The 17,502-nt window shown below is 30.5% G+C and carries 18 protein-coding genes; 8 read left to right on the forward strand and 10 right to left on the reverse strand.

Annotated elements, in window-relative coordinates; translation table 11 throughout:
* Positions 1-117 precede the first annotated feature (117 nt).
* From hemB to hemF, 6 genes are all read left to right on the forward strand, one after another.
* Entirely contained in the window at positions 118-1,083 is a 966-nt protein-coding gene (gene hemB / locus BTO04_RS14415; RefSeq protein ID WP_087565165.1) for a porphobilinogen synthase, read from the forward strand.
* 42 nt (positions 1,084-1,125) lie between these two features.
* Positions 1,126-2,415 (forward strand): glutamate-1-semialdehyde 2,1-aminomutase, encoded by a 1,290-nt coding sequence (hemL, locus tag BTO04_RS14420; protein ID WP_087565166.1) that lies wholly within the window; start codon positions 1,126-1,128, stop codon positions 2,413-2,415.
* A gap of 113 nt (positions 2,416-2,528) precedes the next feature.
* A complete protein-coding gene (locus tag BTO04_RS14425; RefSeq protein ID WP_087565167.1) occupies positions 2,529-2,906 on the forward strand; it encodes a GxxExxY protein in 378 nt (125 codons plus the stop codon).
* A gap of 107 nt (positions 2,907-3,013) precedes the next feature.
* The gene (gene hemE / locus BTO04_RS14430; protein ID WP_087565168.1) at positions 3,014-4,042 is read left to right on the forward strand and encodes a uroporphyrinogen decarboxylase; all 1,029 of its coding nucleotides are present in this window, start codon (positions 3,014-3,016) and stop codon (positions 4,040-4,042) included.
* A 139-nt stretch (positions 4,043-4,181) separates the two neighbouring features.
* A complete protein-coding gene (locus tag BTO04_RS14435; protein WP_087565169.1) occupies positions 4,182-4,937 on the forward strand; it encodes an EI24 domain-containing protein in 756 nt (251 codons plus the stop codon).
* Entirely contained in the window at positions 4,918-5,820 is a 903-nt protein-coding gene (gene hemF / locus BTO04_RS14440; protein ID WP_087565170.1) for an oxygen-dependent coproporphyrinogen oxidase, read from the forward strand. The genes BTO04_RS14435 and hemF overlap by 20 nt, the downstream gene beginning before the upstream one ends.
* Before the next feature lie 111 nt (positions 5,821-5,931).
* On the opposite strand, the gene BTO04_RS14445 is transcribed toward hemF, so the two are convergent.
* Positions 5,932-7,245, reverse strand: coding sequence for a hypothetical protein (locus tag BTO04_RS14445; RefSeq protein ID WP_087565171.1), 1,314 nt, complete (start codon positions 7,243-7,245; stop codon positions 5,932-5,934).
* A gap of 17 nt (positions 7,246-7,262) precedes the next feature.
* Positions 7,263-7,835 (reverse strand): YceI family protein, encoded by a 573-nt coding sequence (locus BTO04_RS14450; protein ID WP_087565172.1) that lies wholly within the window; start codon positions 7,833-7,835, stop codon positions 7,263-7,265.
* A gap of 257 nt (positions 7,836-8,092) precedes the next feature.
* On the opposite strand from BTO04_RS14450, the gene BTO04_RS14455 reads away from it, so the two are divergent.
* Complete coding sequence (locus BTO04_RS14455) at positions 8,093-9,412, forward strand: dihydrolipoamide acetyltransferase family protein (RefSeq protein ID WP_087565173.1); 1,320 nt, start codon at positions 8,093-8,095, stop codon at positions 9,410-9,412.
* A gap of 55 nt (positions 9,413-9,467) precedes the next feature.
* Here BTO04_RS14455 and BTO04_RS14460 read toward each other — a convergent pair whose 3' ends face one another.
* The 5 genes from BTO04_RS14460 to BTO04_RS14480 all read right to left on the reverse strand — a co-directional run bounded on the left by BTO04_RS14460 (position 9,468) and on the right by BTO04_RS14480 (position 14,367).
* Entirely contained in the window at positions 9,468-10,154 is a 687-nt protein-coding gene (locus BTO04_RS14460) for a GNAT family N-acetyltransferase (RefSeq protein WP_087565174.1), read from the reverse strand.
* A gap of 68 nt (positions 10,155-10,222) precedes the next feature.
* On the reverse strand, positions 10,223-11,827 hold the full coding sequence (locus tag BTO04_RS14465; RefSeq protein WP_087565175.1) for a pyruvate dehydrogenase complex dihydrolipoamide acetyltransferase: 1,605 nt from the start codon (positions 11,825-11,827) through the stop codon (positions 10,223-10,225).
* 3 nt (positions 11,828-11,830) lie between these two features.
* Positions 11,831-12,820 carry a pyruvate dehydrogenase (acetyl-transferring) E1 component subunit alpha gene (gene pdhA, locus BTO04_RS14470; RefSeq protein WP_087565176.1) on the reverse strand — a complete coding sequence of 330 codons (990 nt, stop codon included), beginning with the start codon at positions 12,818-12,820 and terminating at the stop codon, positions 11,831-11,833.
* A 126-nt stretch (positions 12,821-12,946) separates the two neighbouring features.
* Complete coding sequence (locus BTO04_RS14475) at positions 12,947-13,618, reverse strand: hypothetical protein (protein WP_087565177.1); 672 nt, start codon at positions 13,616-13,618, stop codon at positions 12,947-12,949.
* An 80-nt stretch (positions 13,619-13,698) separates the two neighbouring features.
* Positions 13,699-14,367 carry a M15 family metallopeptidase gene (locus tag BTO04_RS14480; RefSeq protein ID WP_087565178.1) on the reverse strand — a complete coding sequence of 223 codons (669 nt, stop codon included), beginning with the start codon at positions 14,365-14,367 and terminating at the stop codon, positions 13,699-13,701.
* A gap of 50 nt (positions 14,368-14,417) precedes the next feature.
* On the opposite strand from BTO04_RS14480, the gene BTO04_RS14485 reads away from it, so the two are divergent.
* Positions 14,418-14,825: a DUF2721 domain-containing protein gene (locus BTO04_RS14485; RefSeq protein ID WP_087565179.1), complete on the forward strand. Its 408-nt coding sequence runs from the start codon at positions 14,418-14,420 to the stop codon at positions 14,823-14,825.
* Positions 14,826-14,925: 100 nt separating this feature from the next.
* Here the strand turns inward: BTO04_RS14485 and BTO04_RS14490 are convergent, their stop codons facing one another.
* From BTO04_RS14490 to BTO04_RS14500, 3 genes are all read right to left on the reverse strand, one after another.
* Positions 14,926-16,041: an SDR family oxidoreductase gene (locus BTO04_RS14490; protein ID WP_087565180.1), complete on the reverse strand. Its 1,116-nt coding sequence runs from the start codon at positions 16,039-16,041 to the stop codon at positions 14,926-14,928.
* 188 nt (positions 16,042-16,229) lie between these two features.
* Entirely contained in the window at positions 16,230-16,733 is a 504-nt protein-coding gene (locus BTO04_RS14495) for a nuclear transport factor 2 family protein (RefSeq protein WP_232455912.1), read from the reverse strand.
* A 34-nt stretch (positions 16,734-16,767) separates the two neighbouring features.
* Positions 16,768-17,493 (reverse strand): head GIN domain-containing protein, encoded by a 726-nt coding sequence (locus BTO04_RS14500; protein WP_232455913.1) that lies wholly within the window; start codon positions 17,491-17,493, stop codon positions 16,768-16,770.
* Positions 17,494-17,502: the final 9 nt, after the last annotated feature.

Raw genomic sequence — 17,502 nt, forward strand, 5'->3', positions numbered from 1 at the left:
AGGAATAGTTTGTGGAAGCAACAATAAAACAACGGAGCATGTTCCGCTGTGAAAATATAAAGAATATTAACCGCACAAATTGCATTGTGCTCCCCTTTGGGGAAACAGGGGTTTATTATGTTTAGAACAAGAAGACTTAGAAAATCAGAAGGAATTAGAAGATTAGTTAAAGAAACTAGACTTTCTGTAGATGATTTTGTATATCCTCTTTTTATTGAAGAAGGGGAAAATATAGAAACAGAAATTGTTTCTATGCCGGGAATCAAACGTTTTTCTTTGGATCGTATTTCTAAAGAATTAGATGAGGTTGTTGCATTAAATATACCTGCTGTTTTATTATTCGGAATTCCATCTCACAAAGATGATGAAGGAACAGAAACTTGGAATGAGAACGGAATTATGCAACAAGCAATTCGTTTTATAAAAAAGAACTATCCAAGTTTATATGTAATTACAGATGTTTGTTTTTGTGAATATACTTCTCATGGTCATTGCGGAATTATACATGATAATGATGTAGATAATGATGCAACTTTAGTAAATATTGCAAAACAAGTTATTTCGCATGCAAAAGCAGGAGTAGATATGGTTGCACCTTCAGGAATGATGGATGGAACGATAGATATGGTGCGTCAATCTTTAGATAATACCGGTTTTGTAAATTTGCCAATTATGGCATATTCTGTAAAATATGCATCGGCCTTTTATGGCCCTTTTAGAGATGCTGCAGATTCTGCCCCAACTTTTGGAGACAGAAGAACGTATCAAATGGATCCATCAAACAGAGATGAAGGAATGCGTGAAGCTACTTTTGATGATCAAGAAGGAGCCGATATTTTAATGGTAAAACCAGCACTGTCTTATTTGGATATCATTAGAGATTTAAAAAATAATTTTGATAGACCAATTGCATGTTATAATGTAAGTGGAGAGTACGCAATGGTAAAAGCTGCTGCAGAGAAAGGTTGGATTGATGGAGAAAAAGTAATGATGGAAAGTTTACTGTCGATGAAAAGAGCAGGAGCAGACATTATTATTACTTATTTTGCTAAAGAAGCTGCAAGAATTCTGTTGAAGCGTTAAATCGTTTAACATTTACACGATTAAACAAATACACAATTACACATTATGTTTAAGAAATCAGAAAAATTATATAAAAAAGGATTAGTAAACTTAGTTGGAGCAGTAAACTCTCCAGTTAGAGCCTTTTCATCAGTTGGTGGAAATCCGTTGTTTATTAAAAAAGCAAAAGCAAGTAAAATTACTGATGTTGATGGAAATGAATATGTAGATTTAGTACTTTCTTATGGGCCAATGATTTTAGGTCATCGTCATAAAAAGGTGCAAAAAGGTGTAGAGAAAGCTTTGAAGAATGGATATTCTTTTGGAGCATCTACAGAAAATGAAATAAAATTAGCAAAAATTGTTTGTGATGCTTTTCCAGAAATGGACAAAGTTCGTTTTGTAAACTCAGGAACAGAAGCTGTTATAAGCGGAGTTCGTTTGGCAAGAGCATTTACAGGAAAAGATAAAATAATAAAATTTTCGGGTTGTTACCACGGGCATCAAGATTCATTGTTAGTGGCAGCTGGTTCAGGCTTAGCAACTTTAAGTTTACCAGGCTCTAAAGGGGTTCCGGACGGAGCCGTTAAAAATACTTTAATCGCGACCTATAATGATTTAGAAAGTGTAAAAAAACACTTTGAAGAACATACTGATATTGCAGCTGTAATTATTGAGCCAATTTGTGGTAATATGGGGGTTGTAATTCCGCAGAATAACTTCTTGAAAGAATTAAAAGAATATTTAGAAACCAAAGGAGCTTTATTAATTGCGGATGAAGTTATGACGGGTTTTCGTTCTAAATTTGGTGGAGCGCAAGAACTATTAGGTGTTACTGCAGATATTACTTGTTTAGGAAAAGTAATTGGTGGTGGTTTTCCTGTTGGAGCTTATGGAGCAAGAAATGAAATTATGCAAGAAGTTGCACCTTTAGGAGGAATGTATCAAGCAGGAACGTTAAGTGGAAACCCTATTGCCATGGCAGGAGGAATTGCTACTTTAACAGAACTGAAAAAGCAAAACCCTTATAAAAAGTTTGAAGAAACAGCAAGTATTTTAGAAGTGATTCTACTTGAAACTGCTAAAAAATATAATGTAGATTTAGTTGTAAATCGTTTTGGTTCTATGATGAACCCTTTCTTTACAAAAGGAAAAGTCACCAATTTCGATGAAGCACAAACTTCTGATACCAAAAAGTTTGCAATCTTCTTTTGGGAAATGATAAAAAACGGCGTGTTTTTACCTCCATCACAATTTGAAGCTTGGTTTTTATCATCCGCTTTAAAAGACAAGGATATTAAAATAATAGCAGAAGCAGTTGACAAAGGGATGTTAGCAGTTTCAAAAATGTAAAAAGAAGTAACCGCAAAGACACAAAGGAAAGCGCAAAGTTCGCTAAGTAATATTTACAAAACCTTTGTGCCCTTTGCTAAAATATTTAGCGCTTTTGAGTTTAAATTTATAAAATGACCGAAAACGAGATTTCTAAAATTATTGTCGATTGTGCATTAAAAGTTCATAGAGCTTTAGGTCCTGGTCTTTTAGAAAGTTCTTATGAAGAGTGTTTGTTTTATGAGTTAAAAAAAAGAAACTTAAAAGTAGAAAAACAAAAAGCATTGCCTTTAATTTATGAGGAAGTAAAACTCGAAATAGGATATAGAATAGATTTAATTATTGAAGATAAAGTAATTGTTGAATTAAAATCAGTGGAAACCATAAATGATGTTCATTTAGCTCAAGTTTTAACTTATTTAAAACTTTCTGAATGTAAATTAGGGTTGTTAATTAATTTCAACGTTTCTTTAATAAAATACGGAATTAAAAGAGTAGTAAATAATTTGTAATTAAAAGAACTGCAAAGAGACAAAGGAAAGCGCAAAATTCGCTAAGAAAAATTTATAAAACCTTTGCGAACTTTGCGAAAAAACATAGCGCCTTTGCGTTTAAACTTATGATAAAAAACGATTTATTTTTAAGAGCATTAAAAGGAGAAATAGTAGATCGTCCACCAGTTTGGATGATGCGTCAAGCAGGAAGGTATTTGCCAGAATTTCAAGTAATCAAAAAGAAATATGATTTCTTTACACGTTGTCAAACTCCAGAACTAGCATCAGAAATTACCGTGCAGCCTATTAGAAGATATGGTATGGATGCTGCAATCTTGTTTTCAGATATTTTGGTAATTCCGCAAGCAATGAATATTGAAGTGCAAATGAAACCAGATTTTGGTCCTTATTTGCCTAATCCAATTCGTACTCAAAAAGATTTAGATCGTGTAATTGTTCCAGATGTTCATGAATCTTTAGGATATGTGATGGAAGCAATAAAAGCAACCAAAGAAAAGCTAAATGATGAAGTTCCATTAATTGGTTTTGCAGGTTCGCCTTGGACCATTTTGTGTTATTGTGTGCAAGGTCAAGGTTCTAAAAACTTTGATAAAGCAAAAGAATTATGTTTTACAAGCCCCGTTATAGCACATTCATTATTGCAAAAAATTACAGACACAACGATTGCATATTTAAAAGCAAAAGTTGCTGCTGGAGTAGATGCAGTTCAAATTTTTGATTCTTGGGGCGGAATGTTATCTCCTGTAGATTATCAAGAATTTTCATGGCAATATATGCAGCAAATTATAGATGCATTAAAAGACGAAACTCCAGTAATAGCTTTTGGTAAAGGTTGTTGGTTTGCTTTAAATGATATGGCAAAATCTGGTGCTTCTGCTTTGGGTGTAGATTGGACTTGTTCTGCAAGAAATGCACGTTATTTATCTGGTGGAAAAATTACTTTGCAAGGTAATTTTGATCCATCTCGTTTATTTTCTCCACCAGCAGAAATTAAAAAAATGGTAACTCAAATGATTAACGAGTTTGGTAAAGACAGATATATTGTAAATTTAGGTCACGGAATTTTGCCTAATATTCCGTTAGAAAATGCGAAAGCATTTGTAGATGCTGTAAAAGAATATAAAGCAAACTAAAATAAAAATATTTTGGGCGTTACTTTGTGCTGATGAAAAATCAGCATAAAGTCGCGCTTTTCATTTTATCTTTTTTATACTGAATCTAGTTCAGCATAAAAAAGGATGCCATTACAATCGCTAACGCAAGCCAACGCTAATGATTAAAAATATACTTTCAGGAATAAAAGCTTATGTTGGTACTTTTAGTTTAATTTCTAAACTAAAACTCTGGAAATATTTTGCAATACCAATTCTTATTAGTGTGTTTACTGCTACAATTATTGGTTTTACTGCGTATAGTTTATCAGACAATATTGGTCTTTTTTTAGCAAAAATTTGGATTTGGGATTGGGGCAAAGAAACAGTAACTACAATTACTTCAATTGTTGGTGGAATTTTTGTTTTAGCCATTGGTTTAATTTTATATAAGCATATTGTTTTAGCATTATCAGCACCATTTATGAGTATTGTTTCTGAGAAGATAGAAATTCATATTAATGGAAGTTTAAAACACCTTTATAGAAAAACTACTTTTCAAGAACAATTGTGGAGAGGAATTAGAATTAATGTCAGAAATTTAGGAAAAGAATTATTGATTACAATTCCGATCCTATTGTTAAAATTTATTCCTTTAGTAAATATTTTTTCAACTATTTTATTGTTTTCAGTACAAGCTTATTATGCTGGTTTTGGGAATATGGATTATACACTAGAAAGGCATTTAAATTATAAAGAAAGTATCAATTTTGTGGGTAAAAATAAAGGTGTTTCTATAGGAAATGGAATCGTTTTTATGTTGTGTTTATTAATTCCTGTTTTAGGAATTATAATCGTTTTACCATTATCAGTAACTGCAGCATCAGTAAAAACAGTTGCCTTGTTAAATAAAGAAAATGAAAGATCAGTTTTATAAGTACATAGAAAATTTACAAAATACAATTACTTCTAAATTAGAAGAGGTTGATGGATTGGCAAAATTTCAAGAAGATATTTGGGAAAGAAAAGAAGGTGGTGGAGGTAAAACGCGTGTTATAGAAAACGGAGCCGTTTTTGAAAAAGGAGGTGTAAATATTTCTAAAGTTTTTGGAGAATTACCAGAAGCATTAAGAAAGCAATTTGGCGTAAAAGAAGGAAATTTCTTTGCTTGTGGATTAAGTTTAGTCATGCATCCTATAAATCCTTTTGTGCCAACTGTACATGCAAATTGGCGTTATTTTGAAATGTATGATGACGTTGGAAATATTGTTACGCAATGGTTTGGTGGAGGTCAAGATTTAACACCTTATTATTTATTTGATGAAGATGCAATTCATTTTCACACCGTTTGTAAATCAGCTTGTGATAAGCATCATTCAGCATTTTATCCGAAGTTTAAAAAAACATGTGATGACTATTTCTGGAATACTCACAGAAATGAAGCACGCGGAATTGGAGGTTTGTTTTTTGATTATCAAAAAGAAAATGAAGAATTTTCTATAGAAGATAGATTCAATTTTGTTACCCAAGTTGGAAATAGTTTTTTAGAAAGCTATGTTCCTATTGTTGAAAAAAGAAAAGAAACTCCATTTACAACAACACATAAAGATTGGCAAGAAATTAGACGTGGACGTTATGTAGAATTTAATTTAGTGCATGATAGAGGAACTCTTTTTGGATTAAAAACAAACGGAAGAATAGAAAGCATTTTAATGAGTTTACCGCCAATTGTTCAATGGAAATACAATCATCAACCAGAAGAGAATTCTGAAGAAGAAAAACTTTTAACGGTTTTGATGAAACCTAAAGATTGGGTTTAATTATTAAATTAATGTGAGGTTAATGACCAAGCTATTTATGGTTAAAACTAATTTAAAATAAAAAAAGCAGGAACATTGTTCCTGCTTTTTCAACTAATTTAAATATAATTTTTAGAAAGAAATTACAACTTCAAGTACAACATCATGCATTTCTGCACCAGATAAATTAGACCATAATGGATCAGAATTATAAGATTGCTTTACATATTCTGCTTTCATTAAAATGTTTTTTGTCATAAACCAACCTGCACCAATATTGGTTCTAGTAATCTCTTGATCGTTCGGTTTTGTTCCTCCAGAAGCATATTGTTTATTTCCATTTACAGCGTTATATCTTCCTGCAACATAAAATTGGCCTTGTTCTCCAAATCTGTATAATAATTCAGTTCCTAGTTGAGTGAAAGACCCTTTTTCTTCTCCTTCTTTTCTATTTCCTTTACTTACCTCATAAATTCCAAAGAACTCTAAACCTTTGTATTGTATAAAAGGATTTATTTGGTAAGAAGTATTATTTTTAAATCCAGGAGTAAATCTTGCTGCAAAGTCACCACCCTCTTTTAAATTACCTCCAATATTTGCGTTAAATATGTTATAATATCTTCCACCAGCTCTATCTCCACTGTACAGGTGATCACCATTGTTATATCCGCTCTCACTAATAAAAGACCCTGTTAAACGAACTCTTAATGCTTCATTTACTTCACGGTCAATACCTGCTTTAGCATAGAAAGTAGTTTTAAGGTCTTTCTCTCCTACAATAGTAGTAGAACCATAACCGGTTACAGAATTTTCTACAGTAGAGTTTAATAGACCGTTAGAGACACCTAATACAAATAAATAATCTTTAGGTTGTAGCGTAATTTCTATAAAAGGTTCTACTGTATAAGCATCCATAATATAATTACCAACAAAAGGATTGTAAATAGCCATTGCATTATCAGATCTTCTAAAATGCGCATCACCATAGTTTAGTTGATCTACACCAACTCTTATTGATGTTATATTCATAACGTTTTTTAAGAAGTCTTTTTTTATAAAATCTAGTTTATCCATTTGAACATAACCACCTTTTACCCATGTTTCATTGTGGTGTTTAGCAGAAAGAAAAGTTCTTAAATGCATTCTAAAGCCATCTGATAATTGTACATCAAAATTTAAGTTAGCTGTAGGTAAGTTAACATTATCTCCAATTGTAGTTAGGTTACCCAAATCATTAGAGTGATCTAATGCCTGAAATTGGATAGCAAAATCTGCACCTATTTTAACTACTAGTTTTTCAAATTCGATATCATTTGTTTTTTTAGTTTCAAAAACATTTAACCCATCATATCCTGCTTGTCTAAGATATTGAACTTCTTGGGAGAATGTGTTCACTCCAAAAAGAGTAACCATTGCAATTAGTGCTAATTTTTTTATTGTTTTCATGATTGCTTCTGTTTATATTAAAATTTTAGGTTGAATTCAATTGTTATTTCATTACCAGTTTTTATTGTGCCTAGTAATGCTGTTGGTGGTTTTATGCCAAAGTCAGTCATTTTTAATTTATGCTTTCCAATGAGCGTAATTTCATTTCCTAATTTGTTAATAGTAGTAAGTACAGCTACATTTTTAGTGATTCCAGCAATAGTTAAATTGCCTTTAAGTTTAATATTTATGGAATCTGTATTTTCAGAAATAATTTCACCTTTTTTAAAAATGAAAGTTATTAGTGGAAACTCTTCAGCTTTTAAGGCTTTATAAGTAAGCTTATCCATTAATTTCTTTCCACTTTTAATACTTGTAGCTTCTATTTTAACTTCTAAGGTTTCTATAGCGATATCATAATAATTATTTATCTCAATTTTTGCAGCTGTCTTCTCTACTTTGCTTACCCAATCATGCAGGGTAGAAGTTCCGTTAACTAATACACTACTTGGTAGTTTGATGTCAAGTAGTACGTTTTTTAAAGCTTCTTGACTTTGAATTGTAGTTGTTACAATTAGTAACATAATAATTGAGCTGATCACTTTTTTCATGACTAATATTATTTATAAGGCAAATTTATATAGGATATAAATTTTAATACATGATAAATATCATGAACCCTATTTTTTTTATAAATAGAATAAAATTACAATGCTTAATTAAATGTATTTAGTGAAATAGTTAGTAAAGTATGATTATCATTATTAATAATGTAAAATTAAAATTTAATACATATTTTATTTTTTCATCTTTTTTACTGAGAAAACATTGTTTTTTAGTATTTTTGCATTCTGAAAAAATGATATAAATGGCAAGATTCGAATTAAAGTTACCAAAAATGGGAGAAAGTGTTGCAGAAGCAACAATTACTTCTTGGTTAAAGGAAATTGGAGATTCTATTGAGTTAGATGAAGCTGTTGTAGAAATTGCTACAGATAAAGTAGATTCTGAGGTACCAAGTGAAGTAGAGGGTACGTTAGTAGAAATCTTATTTGACAAAGACTCTGTCGTAGAAGTTGGAGAAACAATTGCTATAATTGAAACTGCGGGAGGAAATGATACTTCTGTAAAAAAAGAACCTAAGAATGAGGTGCCTAAAGCAGTAGCAGAAATAGAAGAATCTATTGAAAAAGTTGTTGATGTATCTACAACTCCTATTACTAAAACATCTGAGTCTGGAAAGTTCTATTCGCCACTAGTTAGAAATATTGCAAAAACAGAAAAAGTTTCTATGCAAGAGTTAGAAGCAATCACTGGAAGTGGAAAAGATGGAAGAGTTACTAAAGATGATATTTTATTATTTATTAAAGATAGAACTTCTGAACCAAAAAAGACCAAAGAAGTAAAATCAGAAGAAAAAACTACGGTTAAGTCAATTAAAAAAGAGCAACAAAAAGTTGCGCCAGTTTCTATTGTTGGAGGAGATGAAATTATAGAAATGACTAGAATGGGGAAATTGATCTCCAAACATATGGTAGATTCTTTACACGTTGCTGCTCATGTACAGTCATTTATAGAAATTGATGTAACTAATATTGTAATATGGAGAAATAAAGTAAAAGATGCTTTCTTTAAAAGAGAAGGTGAAAAACTTACTTTTACCCCAATTTTAATGCATGCAGTTGCAAGTACAATTAAGAAATATCCAATGGTAAATATTGCTATAAATGGTGATACTATCATTAAAAAGAAAAATATTAACCTTGGAATGGCTGCAGCTTTACCAGATGGAAACTTAATAGTTCCTGTTATAAAAAATGCAGATCAATTGAACCTTGTTGGTATGACAAAATCTGTAAATGATTTGGCAAATAGAGCAAGAAACAATGCATTAAAACCTGATGACATTCAAGGAGGAACTTACACAGTAACAAATGTTGGTAGTTTTGGTTCTGTAATGGGAACACCAATTATAAACCAGCCTCAAGTTGCAATTTTAGCTTTAGGAGCAATTAGAAAAATGCCTTCTGTAATTGAAACTCCTGAAGGAGATTTTATTGGTATTAGACAAAAGATGTTTGTTTCTCATTCCTATGATCATAGAGTTGTAAATGGTGCTTTAGGAGGTATGTTTATTAAAACTTTAAAAGAAACATTAGAAGCTTGGGATGTAAATCAAGATTTTTAAAATAAAATAAGAGCATAAAAAAACCTTGAGAATTTCTCAAGGTTTTTTTATGCTCTTATTTTTTACGATACAACCACCAATTCATATCTCTAGTAAGTTTGTAGCCTAGTTTTTCATAAATTTGTATAGCTGGGTTTCCTTTGTTAGTATGTAAAATAGGAAGTTTTTTTTCTTTTAAAATTTCTTTTGTTGTGTGTGAAATTAATTGTTTTGCTAATCCTTTTCTGGTGTAATCAGGATGTGTAACAACTGAGCTTACTTCTATAAAATCATCATTTTGCATTCTTTGACCAGAAATTGAGACTAATTTACCGTCCTTAAAAATACCAAAAAATTTCCCCATTTCAAAACCTCTTTTCTGATAAAATCCAGGCATTACTAACCATATTAAATCATAAACTTCATTACTGTTTTTATCTGTTAATAAAACAATTTCTTCTGTTATTTCAATATCAACAAAGCTATCTAAAATCATTTGACATCCATTAATTTTTTTCTCTAGAATAATATTATTAGTGTCTATTATAGGTGTTTGGTTTTCTGAAACCAAAAAGAAACGCTTAGCTATTTTAGCGTATTCATTTAATGCTTTTGCTGTTTTAGTTTCATCAAAGAAAGCACCAAATATACATACATCTGGTTGGTAAAATTGAACCCCATCATATTCTATAAGAAACTTTTTATGAGTTTCATTTAGAGAATACCAAACCGGATTTTTTAATTTTTCTTCTATTTTTTTCATCAAAAATAAATATAAAAAAAACTCGCAATACTTGCGAGTTTTTTAATGAAATATTGTTTCTAAAAAACCTAAGCTAACATTGTAACTGGGTTTTCAATAAACGTTTTTAATGTTTGTAAAAATTGAGCTCCAACAGCGCCATCAACAGTTCTGTGATCGCAAGTTAAAGTTAATTTCATTGTATTTCCAACAACAATTTGTCCGTTTTTAACAACTGGTTTTTCAACAATTGCACCTACAGATAAAATGGCAGAATTTGGTTGATTAATAATAGACGTAAAGTTTTCGATACCAAACATTCCTAAATTAGAAACTGTAAAAGTGCTTCCTTGCATTTCTGCAGGAGAAATTTTCTTATGTCTTGCTTTTCCTGCTAAATCTCTAACAGTTGCGCCAATTTGAGTTAAACTCATTTGGTTTGTATGTTTTACAACAGGAACTAATAACCCGTCATCTACAGCAACTGCAACACCAACATGAATATGACTATGGTAAACAGTATTATTGTCTGTCCAAGATGTATTTACTTGTGGGTGTTTTTGCAAAGCCATTGCACAAGCTTTTACAACCATATCATTAAAAGATACCTTTGTATCTGGAATTGCATTGATTGTTTTTCTAGAAGCCATAGCACTGTCCATATCAACTTCAATATTTAAACTGAAATCAGGAGCAGAAAATTTAGAGTTACCTAAAGATTTTGCAATTGCTTTACGCATTTGAGAATTCTTAACTTCTTTAGATTTTTCTTGACCTGCAGCAACTAAGTTTGTATCAGATGCAACTTCAACTTCAACTACTTTTGCAGCAGGAGTATAGTTTTCTACATCTTTTTTAATGATTCTTCCGTTTTCACCAGAACCAGTAACATCAGCTAAATTAATTCCTTTATCACTAGCAATCTTCTTAGCTAAAGGTGAAGCAAAAATACGTCTGTTAGAAGTAGTACTAGTTGTAGCAACTGGCTTTTTTTCTTCTACTTTATCAGCTATTTTTGTTTCCTTTTTGTCAGAAGTCGGTTTTTCTGCATCCATAGAGTTACCTCCATTGGCAACTATTGCAGAAACATCTGTTCCAGCAGGACCAATAATAGTTAACAAACTATCTACAGGAGCAGTTTCTCCTTCTTGAACGCCAATGTATAGTATTGTTCCTTCATAGAAACATTCAAACTCCATTGTAGCTTTATCTGTTTCAATTTCAGCAAGCATATCACCTTCTTCAACAGCGTCTCCAACTTTCTTTAACCATGTTGCCACAGTTCCATCTGTCATTGTATCACTTAAACGAGGCATCATAATTACTTGCACTCCCTCAGGAATTACAACAGCATCAGTAGCATCAACTTCGGCAGTAGTCTCTTCTTTTACTTCTTCTTTAGCCGCTGTTTTTTCAGATTCTGAACTTCCGCTAATAATTGCAGAAATATCTTCATCTTCTTCACCAATAATGGCAAGTAAAACATCTACTGGAGATGTTTCTCCTTCTTGAATACCAATATATAGTAACGTTCCTTCATAGAAAGATTCGAATTCCATTGTGGCTTTATCGGTTTCAATTTCAGCTAAAATATCGCCTTCTTCAATTTTATCACCAACATTTTTTAACCATTTTGCCACAACACCTTCTTCCATGGTGTCACTTAATCGGGGCATATTTATAATTGTAGCCATATCTTAACTTATAAAAGGATAATCTTCTTGTTCATACACCATATCATACATTTGTTGAACTTCTGGATAAGGAGATTCTTCTGCGAATTTCTCACATTCATTTACTCTCTCTTTTACATCCTTTACAATTGCAGCAATTTCTTCTTCAGTTGCATAATTCTTCTCTTTAATTATGTCTAAAACCTGTGTAATAGGATCTATTTTTTTGTATTCTTCTACTTCGTCTTTTGTTCTATAATGCTGTGCATCAGACATTGAGTGACCTCTATATCTGTACGTTTTCATTTCTAAAAAAGTAGGACCATCACCACGTCTTGCTCTTTGTATTGCTTCATCTACAGCTTCAGCAACCTTAATAGGATTCATGGCATCTACAGGTCCACAAGGCATTTCATAACCTAAACCTAATTTCCAAATATCTTCATGATTTGCCGTTCTATTTACAGAAGTTCCCATTGCGTAACCATTATTTTCTACAATAAAAATTACTGGTAATTTCCATAACATTGCCATATTAAAAGCTTCGTGTAAAGATCCTTGTCTTGCTGCACCATCACCAAAACAAGTTAAAGTAACAGCATCACTTCCTTTGTATTTATCTCCAAAAGCTAGACCAGCACCTAAAGGTATTTGTCCACCAACAATTCCGTGACCACCATAAAAACGAAATTCTTTAGAGAAAATATGCATAGAACCACCCATTCCTTTAGAGGTTCCAGTTACTTTTCCAAATAATTCTGCCATTACCTTTTTAGGATCTTCTCCCATACCTATTGGCTGAACGTGATTTCTATAAGCAGTAATCATTTTATCTTTCGATAAATCCATTGCATGCAATGCGCCAGCTAAAATAGCTTCTTGACCGTTATATAAGTGTAAAAAGCCTCTAACTTTCTGCTGTATGTAAACAGAAGCTAATTTGTCTTCGAACTTACGCCAGAAAAGCATGTCTTTGTACCAGTCTAAATAGGTTTGTTTGGTAATTTTTTTCATTCTGATGAATTCTTGTTTGTTTAATCAGATGTTATATTGTACAGTCTGAAGGACAAAAATAACTGTTTTAAATAGAATAAAAAAAAGAGATTAAAAGAATTTAACTCAAACGATGTAGTTAAGGGTTTATTTGTCTTTTGCAATGACTAAAGTAGCTTTTGCTCCTGTTGCTAAATTCCATTCATTAGAGGACAGTAACATACCTGCATCATTGTACACTTTAAATGCAGCTGTATTTGGTCCTGAAGAGCCTTGATTTAAGGCTTTAAAGGCAATTTTATTTATTCCAACTTCTAGTGGAAGCGTGAATTTTTGGTAATTTTGTTTTAAAATAATATTTGAAATAACAGGAATATCATTTACAAAAATGGTAACTCTATCTCCATCTGGATATTGAAAATCTCTACAAATAATATTTACACTTTTGGAGTTGGTTCTAAAACTTCCTAAATCTTGATCTATTTTAGGGTAAATATATTGTCCGTTTATTTTCTTAAAAGCTTTTAAAAAACGCTCTTCACTCAATTTTTCTTGCGTAATAATGCCTTTATTATTTATACTTTGCTCAGCTTGTTTATTTTTATATTTTTCTTGTTCTTTATCGAAAGCACTTTTAAAACCATCACTTCCATTTAGTTCAATAGATTTAGGTTTTTCTGCAATTTTAGCATTGTTTTTAACAACTGCTTTAATCTCTCCATTCTTTTTGTTGCCTCTACTATTATCTAATTGTGCTAACAGCTGCGTAGTTGAAAGTGCAAAAATTATAAAAGTTAAAATTTTAATAGATTGATTCATTTATAGTTTTATTGCTGACAATTTGTTTGCAAATATAATGCCGATTTAAAATGATATTCTTTAAATTTCGTTAAAACTTATTATTCTATAGGAAAATTAAAATACGTTTTAGGAAAAGGTTCATTCTTTAATGTAAAATGCCACCATTCATTGTCATAAGGTGTAAAGCCATTTTCTAACATTATTTCACGTAAAAAAAATCTATTTCTTTTCTGAATTGTTGTTATTTTATTATAAAACGGATGCGATTCTTTACCAAAGAAATCATAAGGATTCCCCATGTCTAATTCTTCTTCAGTTTTAATATTTACAATTGTTAAATCAACTGTGCTACCTCTTGTGTGACCAGACTTTGAAGCAATATAGCCTTGGTTAAAAAGCTGACTTTTTGGTACGTTTGGATAGTATTGTTTCTTCATTAATGTATCACTTAAATTCTTTGCCCAACGCACAAAATGATCTACTGCTTGTTGAGGTCTATAGGTATCAAAAATTTTAAGACTTAAATTCTTTTTTAATAAAATTTGTTGAATATTTTTTAACGCATTGGCAGTTTCAAGACTAACAATTACACAGTTCTTATTATAACCATCAATTGGTTTTCCTATAAAATTATTATTAGTTAAATACCTTAATTCAGATTTTATAGTTTTATCAACATCAGATAAGTAAACAAAGCCAGTAGTTAACTTTTGAGCGTTTACAGAAAAATTAGCTAAAACAAATAATAAGATTATTATAATTTTCATACTTCAAAAATACACAATTTAAATATTATTAATTAATTTTGAATTTAATTATGGAAGAACTTACACTTACAACACCCGCACTTTTATTTTCGGCAATTTCATTGATAATGTTAGCCTATACAAATCGTTTTTTAGCGTATGCATCTGTAATTAGAAACTTACATGATATTTATCTTGAGCGTAAAGAGGATTCTTTATTACGACAAATAAAAAATTTAAAATTACGATTAAACTTAACTAGATGGATGCAGATTTTTGGAATTTCAAGTTTGCTTTTCTGTGTTTTAACAATGCTTTTAATTTACATTCATCAACAAACTATAGCCGTTTGGGTATTTGGTTGTGCCTTAATTCTATTGATTGTTTCTTTGCTTTTATTAATAAAAGAAATTCAGATTTCTGCACAAGCATTACAATATCATATTGCAGATATTGAAGAGCATTTAGAAAATAAATAGTCGTCTTTTATATTATTAATTGTAGTGTTAACTATTTTTTAGGTTTATAAATAAACCATAGTAAATTTGTAGCATTTAGTTAAATAAAATAAACCTTTAATTAATAACTCTTCCTAAACTTCTTTTCAACAGAGAAATTAATTAAGTTCATAAAATTCTCATGAACGCCTAATGTATTGTCTAACTTTAATTGTGTTATCAATTTTAAAATTAAATCTGATTTAAATTGTAAATCGGGAATAGAAATATAGTTTTCAAAAACTACGCCAATAGTTTTGTAATACAATTGTTCAAAATCGTTTAAATTTTCTGGTTTTTCTTCTACATATTCATACGAACTAATATTAAAAGATTCTAAAACGTGACCCACATAGTCTTTATGTAGAATTTGTTTTGGATTTACAATATTTAATTCTTTAATTTCTGGATTTAGAAAAGCATACAAAACGGCTTTCGAGACAAAATCTACAGGAACAATGTTTAAACCACTTTTTTTGTCAATCCAAATTCTAAAGTTTTCTGAAGCATTTTTCGCATATTTATCTAAAAATATTGCCCAAGAATAAAAAACATCAAACTTGGGAGTTTCATAAAAAGGTTTGTCTATTAAACGACCGCAAATAATACTAGGTCTTAAAATTTGAGAATCGATACCCTTTAATTGGCAAGTTTCTTTAACGTATATTTCACTTTCGTACTTAGATTGCTCATAAGGGTTTCTAAATTTTGTAACTTTATATTTATTAATTACATCATCTACCTTTGTATTTTGAATTCCGAAAGAATAGGCTGTACTGATATATAAAAAACGTTTTACAGCATCGGGTAGTTCTGCTAATAGGTTTTTAGTTACTAAATAATTCTGACTATGAACGTTCTCTTTAGAATTATTGGTGTTTGCTAAATTTGTAGATCCAGCACAGTGAATAACGGTATCAAAATTATAGTTATTAAGAGTTTTTTTGGTTATTGATGATAAATCACTAGAAATTAAAGTTATTTTTTCTAAACAAGTTTCTAATGAAAAATTATTTAAAAATTCTGGTCGAGATGCATCTTGTAAAATGGCTAACAAACGCTTTTTAGCCGTTTTGTTATTGTCTCTAATAACAACAAAAAGATGATTTACTGTTTTGTCTACTATCGCTTTCTGCAACCATTCAAAAAGAATATGACTTCCAACAATTCCTGTTCCACCTGTTAATAGACAATTCATAAGTATTTTTAGATTCTATATTTACAACGCGAAGTTAGGGCTATCTAATTTCATAAAATATTTTTAGTATAAAAAAAGTAAGCGCCGTTTTTTACAAAACGACGACTTACCAAGTAAACTAATAAAACCAAGTATTAGTACTAATATTAGAAGTTAGCTTTCTAATAATTTACAGTTTTTTAATGTTTTTAATGAAGACTAATTACTTTAGTCATTTTCCAATTTTTATTTTCTTTTTTCCAAACTACAATAAACTTACTAGGCTTAGATTTTGCATTAGGTTCTTCCTTATTGTAAAATTTATGATACCCTATTTGTATTGCTCCATAGTCTTTTATAGGATATACTTCTACACTTCCATTAATTAATGTTCTTGTAACTTTATTACAAATGTTGTCTTTTAAAGATTTTAAAAGGGCTGTTTTATCATTAGCGAAACCACCTTTGTCATGAAAGAATTCAATTTTTTCATCATAAAGATGAGCTTGTGTTTTCATGTCACAATTATTATAAGCTGCAAAATAAATACTATCCATTTTTATAATTTCATTGTGCAGTTCTAAATTTGGAGCTTTATATTTTTGTATTTCATTTACCTGCGCATTCATTATAAGAGAAAACAAAAACATTAAAATTGCTAAAAGAATTTTTATAAGTATAGCGTCTTTAAAAGGCGCGAAGAATGAATTCATATTTTGGATCGTTTGTGTTGATTTAATTCAGAACTTACTTTGCAGAAACACTTCCTCCAGAATTAGATTTCTTATTAATTTCTTTCGGGTTTCCCATAAAATCGATATCTCCACCACTTGTAGCTTTAGCTTCAAGTCTTTCTGAAGCATAAATGTTTATATCTGCACCACTTGTAGCTTTTGCAATTGCATTTCTACTTTTTAATTCATAAGCATCAATAGAACTACCACTTGTTGCACTTGAAGCATGATTTACTGCAATTCCAGAAATTCTTATACCAGCACCACTTGTAGCACTTGTTTCAATACTTTGCGCATCTATAGAAACTCTAATATCTGCACCACTTGTTGCGCTAATAGAAATTTCAGCTGTTTTAATAATATCCTGTCCATAAATATCACTTCCACTTGTAGCTTTTAAAGACGTTAGTGTTTTTACGGTTACATAAATTTTTCTAGATTTTGCTTTCCAAATACCTTTTTCCGAATAAATTTTTAAAATCCCATTTTCAACTTCAGTAATAATAATATCGTGTAAGTTTTCATCAGCTTCTACCGTAATTGTGTTTTTAGAACCCTGACTTATATACAAGTCTAAACCTGTACTTATCTTTACACCAGTAAAATTATCTGTTGCTTTTCTATCTTGACTTATTACGTTTCTGTTACCTGTTACTTTGTTAAACATATCTACAGCACAAGAGCTGAAAATTGTTGTTATAAATAGAATTGCTATTAGTTTTGTAATTGAATTTTTCATGATGTTTGG

Origin of the sequence: Polaribacter sp. SA4-10, assembly GCF_002163835.1 — a bacterium.
GTDB lineage: Bacteria > Bacteroidota > Bacteroidia > Flavobacteriales > Flavobacteriaceae > Polaribacter.

Bases quoted from the DNA above. Each gene is read 5' to 3' on its own strand.
- hemF (WP_087565170.1), top strand. From the start codon at position 4,918: ATGAAAGATCAGTTTTATAAGTACATAGAAAATTTACAAAATACAATT.
- BTO04_RS14495 (WP_232455912.1), bottom strand. From the start codon at position 16,733: ATGAATTCATTCTTCGCGCCTTTTAAAGACGCTATACTTATAAAAATT.
- pdhA (WP_087565176.1), bottom strand. From the start codon at position 12,820: ATGAAAAAAATTACCAAACAAACCTATTTAGACTGGTACAAAGACATG.
- BTO04_RS14435 (WP_087565169.1), top strand. From the start codon at position 4,182: ATGATTAAAAATATACTTTCAGGAATAAAAGCTTATGTTGGTACTTTT.
- BTO04_RS14480 (WP_087565178.1), bottom strand. From the start codon at position 14,367: ATGAAAATTATAATAATCTTATTATTTGTTTTAGCTAATTTTTCTGTA.
- BTO04_RS14465 (WP_087565175.1), bottom strand. From the start codon at position 11,827: ATGGCTACAATTATAAATATGCCCCGATTAAGTGACACCATGGAAGAA.
- BTO04_RS14450 (WP_087565172.1), bottom strand. From the start codon at position 7,835: ATGAAAAAAGTGATCAGCTCAATTATTATGTTACTAATTGTAACAACT.
- BTO04_RS14460 (WP_087565174.1), bottom strand. From the start codon at position 10,154: ATGAAAAAAATAGAAGAAAAATTAAAAAATCCGGTTTGGTATTCTCTA.
- BTO04_RS14455 (WP_087565173.1), top strand. From the start codon at position 8,093: ATGGCAAGATTCGAATTAAAGTTACCAAAAATGGGAGAAAGTGTTGCA.
- hemB (WP_087565165.1), top strand. From the start codon at position 118: ATGTTTAGAACAAGAAGACTTAGAAAATCAGAAGGAATTAGAAGATTA.
- BTO04_RS14485 (WP_087565179.1), top strand. From the start codon at position 14,418: ATGGAAGAACTTACACTTACAACACCCGCACTTTTATTTTCGGCAATT.
- BTO04_RS14490 (WP_087565180.1), bottom strand. From the start codon at position 16,041: ATGAATTGTCTATTAACAGGTGGAACAGGAATTGTTGGAAGTCATATT.
- hemE (WP_087565168.1), top strand. From the start codon at position 3,014: ATGATAAAAAACGATTTATTTTTAAGAGCATTAAAAGGAGAAATAGTA.
- BTO04_RS14445 (WP_087565171.1), bottom strand. From the start codon at position 7,245: ATGAAAACAATAAAAAAATTAGCACTAATTGCAATGGTTACTCTTTTT.
- BTO04_RS14500 (WP_232455913.1), bottom strand. From the start codon at position 17,493: ATGAAAAATTCAATTACAAAACTAATAGCAATTCTATTTATAACAACA.
- BTO04_RS14475 (WP_087565177.1), bottom strand. From the start codon at position 13,618: ATGAATCAATCTATTAAAATTTTAACTTTTATAATTTTTGCACTTTCA.
- BTO04_RS14425 (WP_087565167.1), top strand. From the start codon at position 2,529: ATGACCGAAAACGAGATTTCTAAAATTATTGTCGATTGTGCATTAAAA.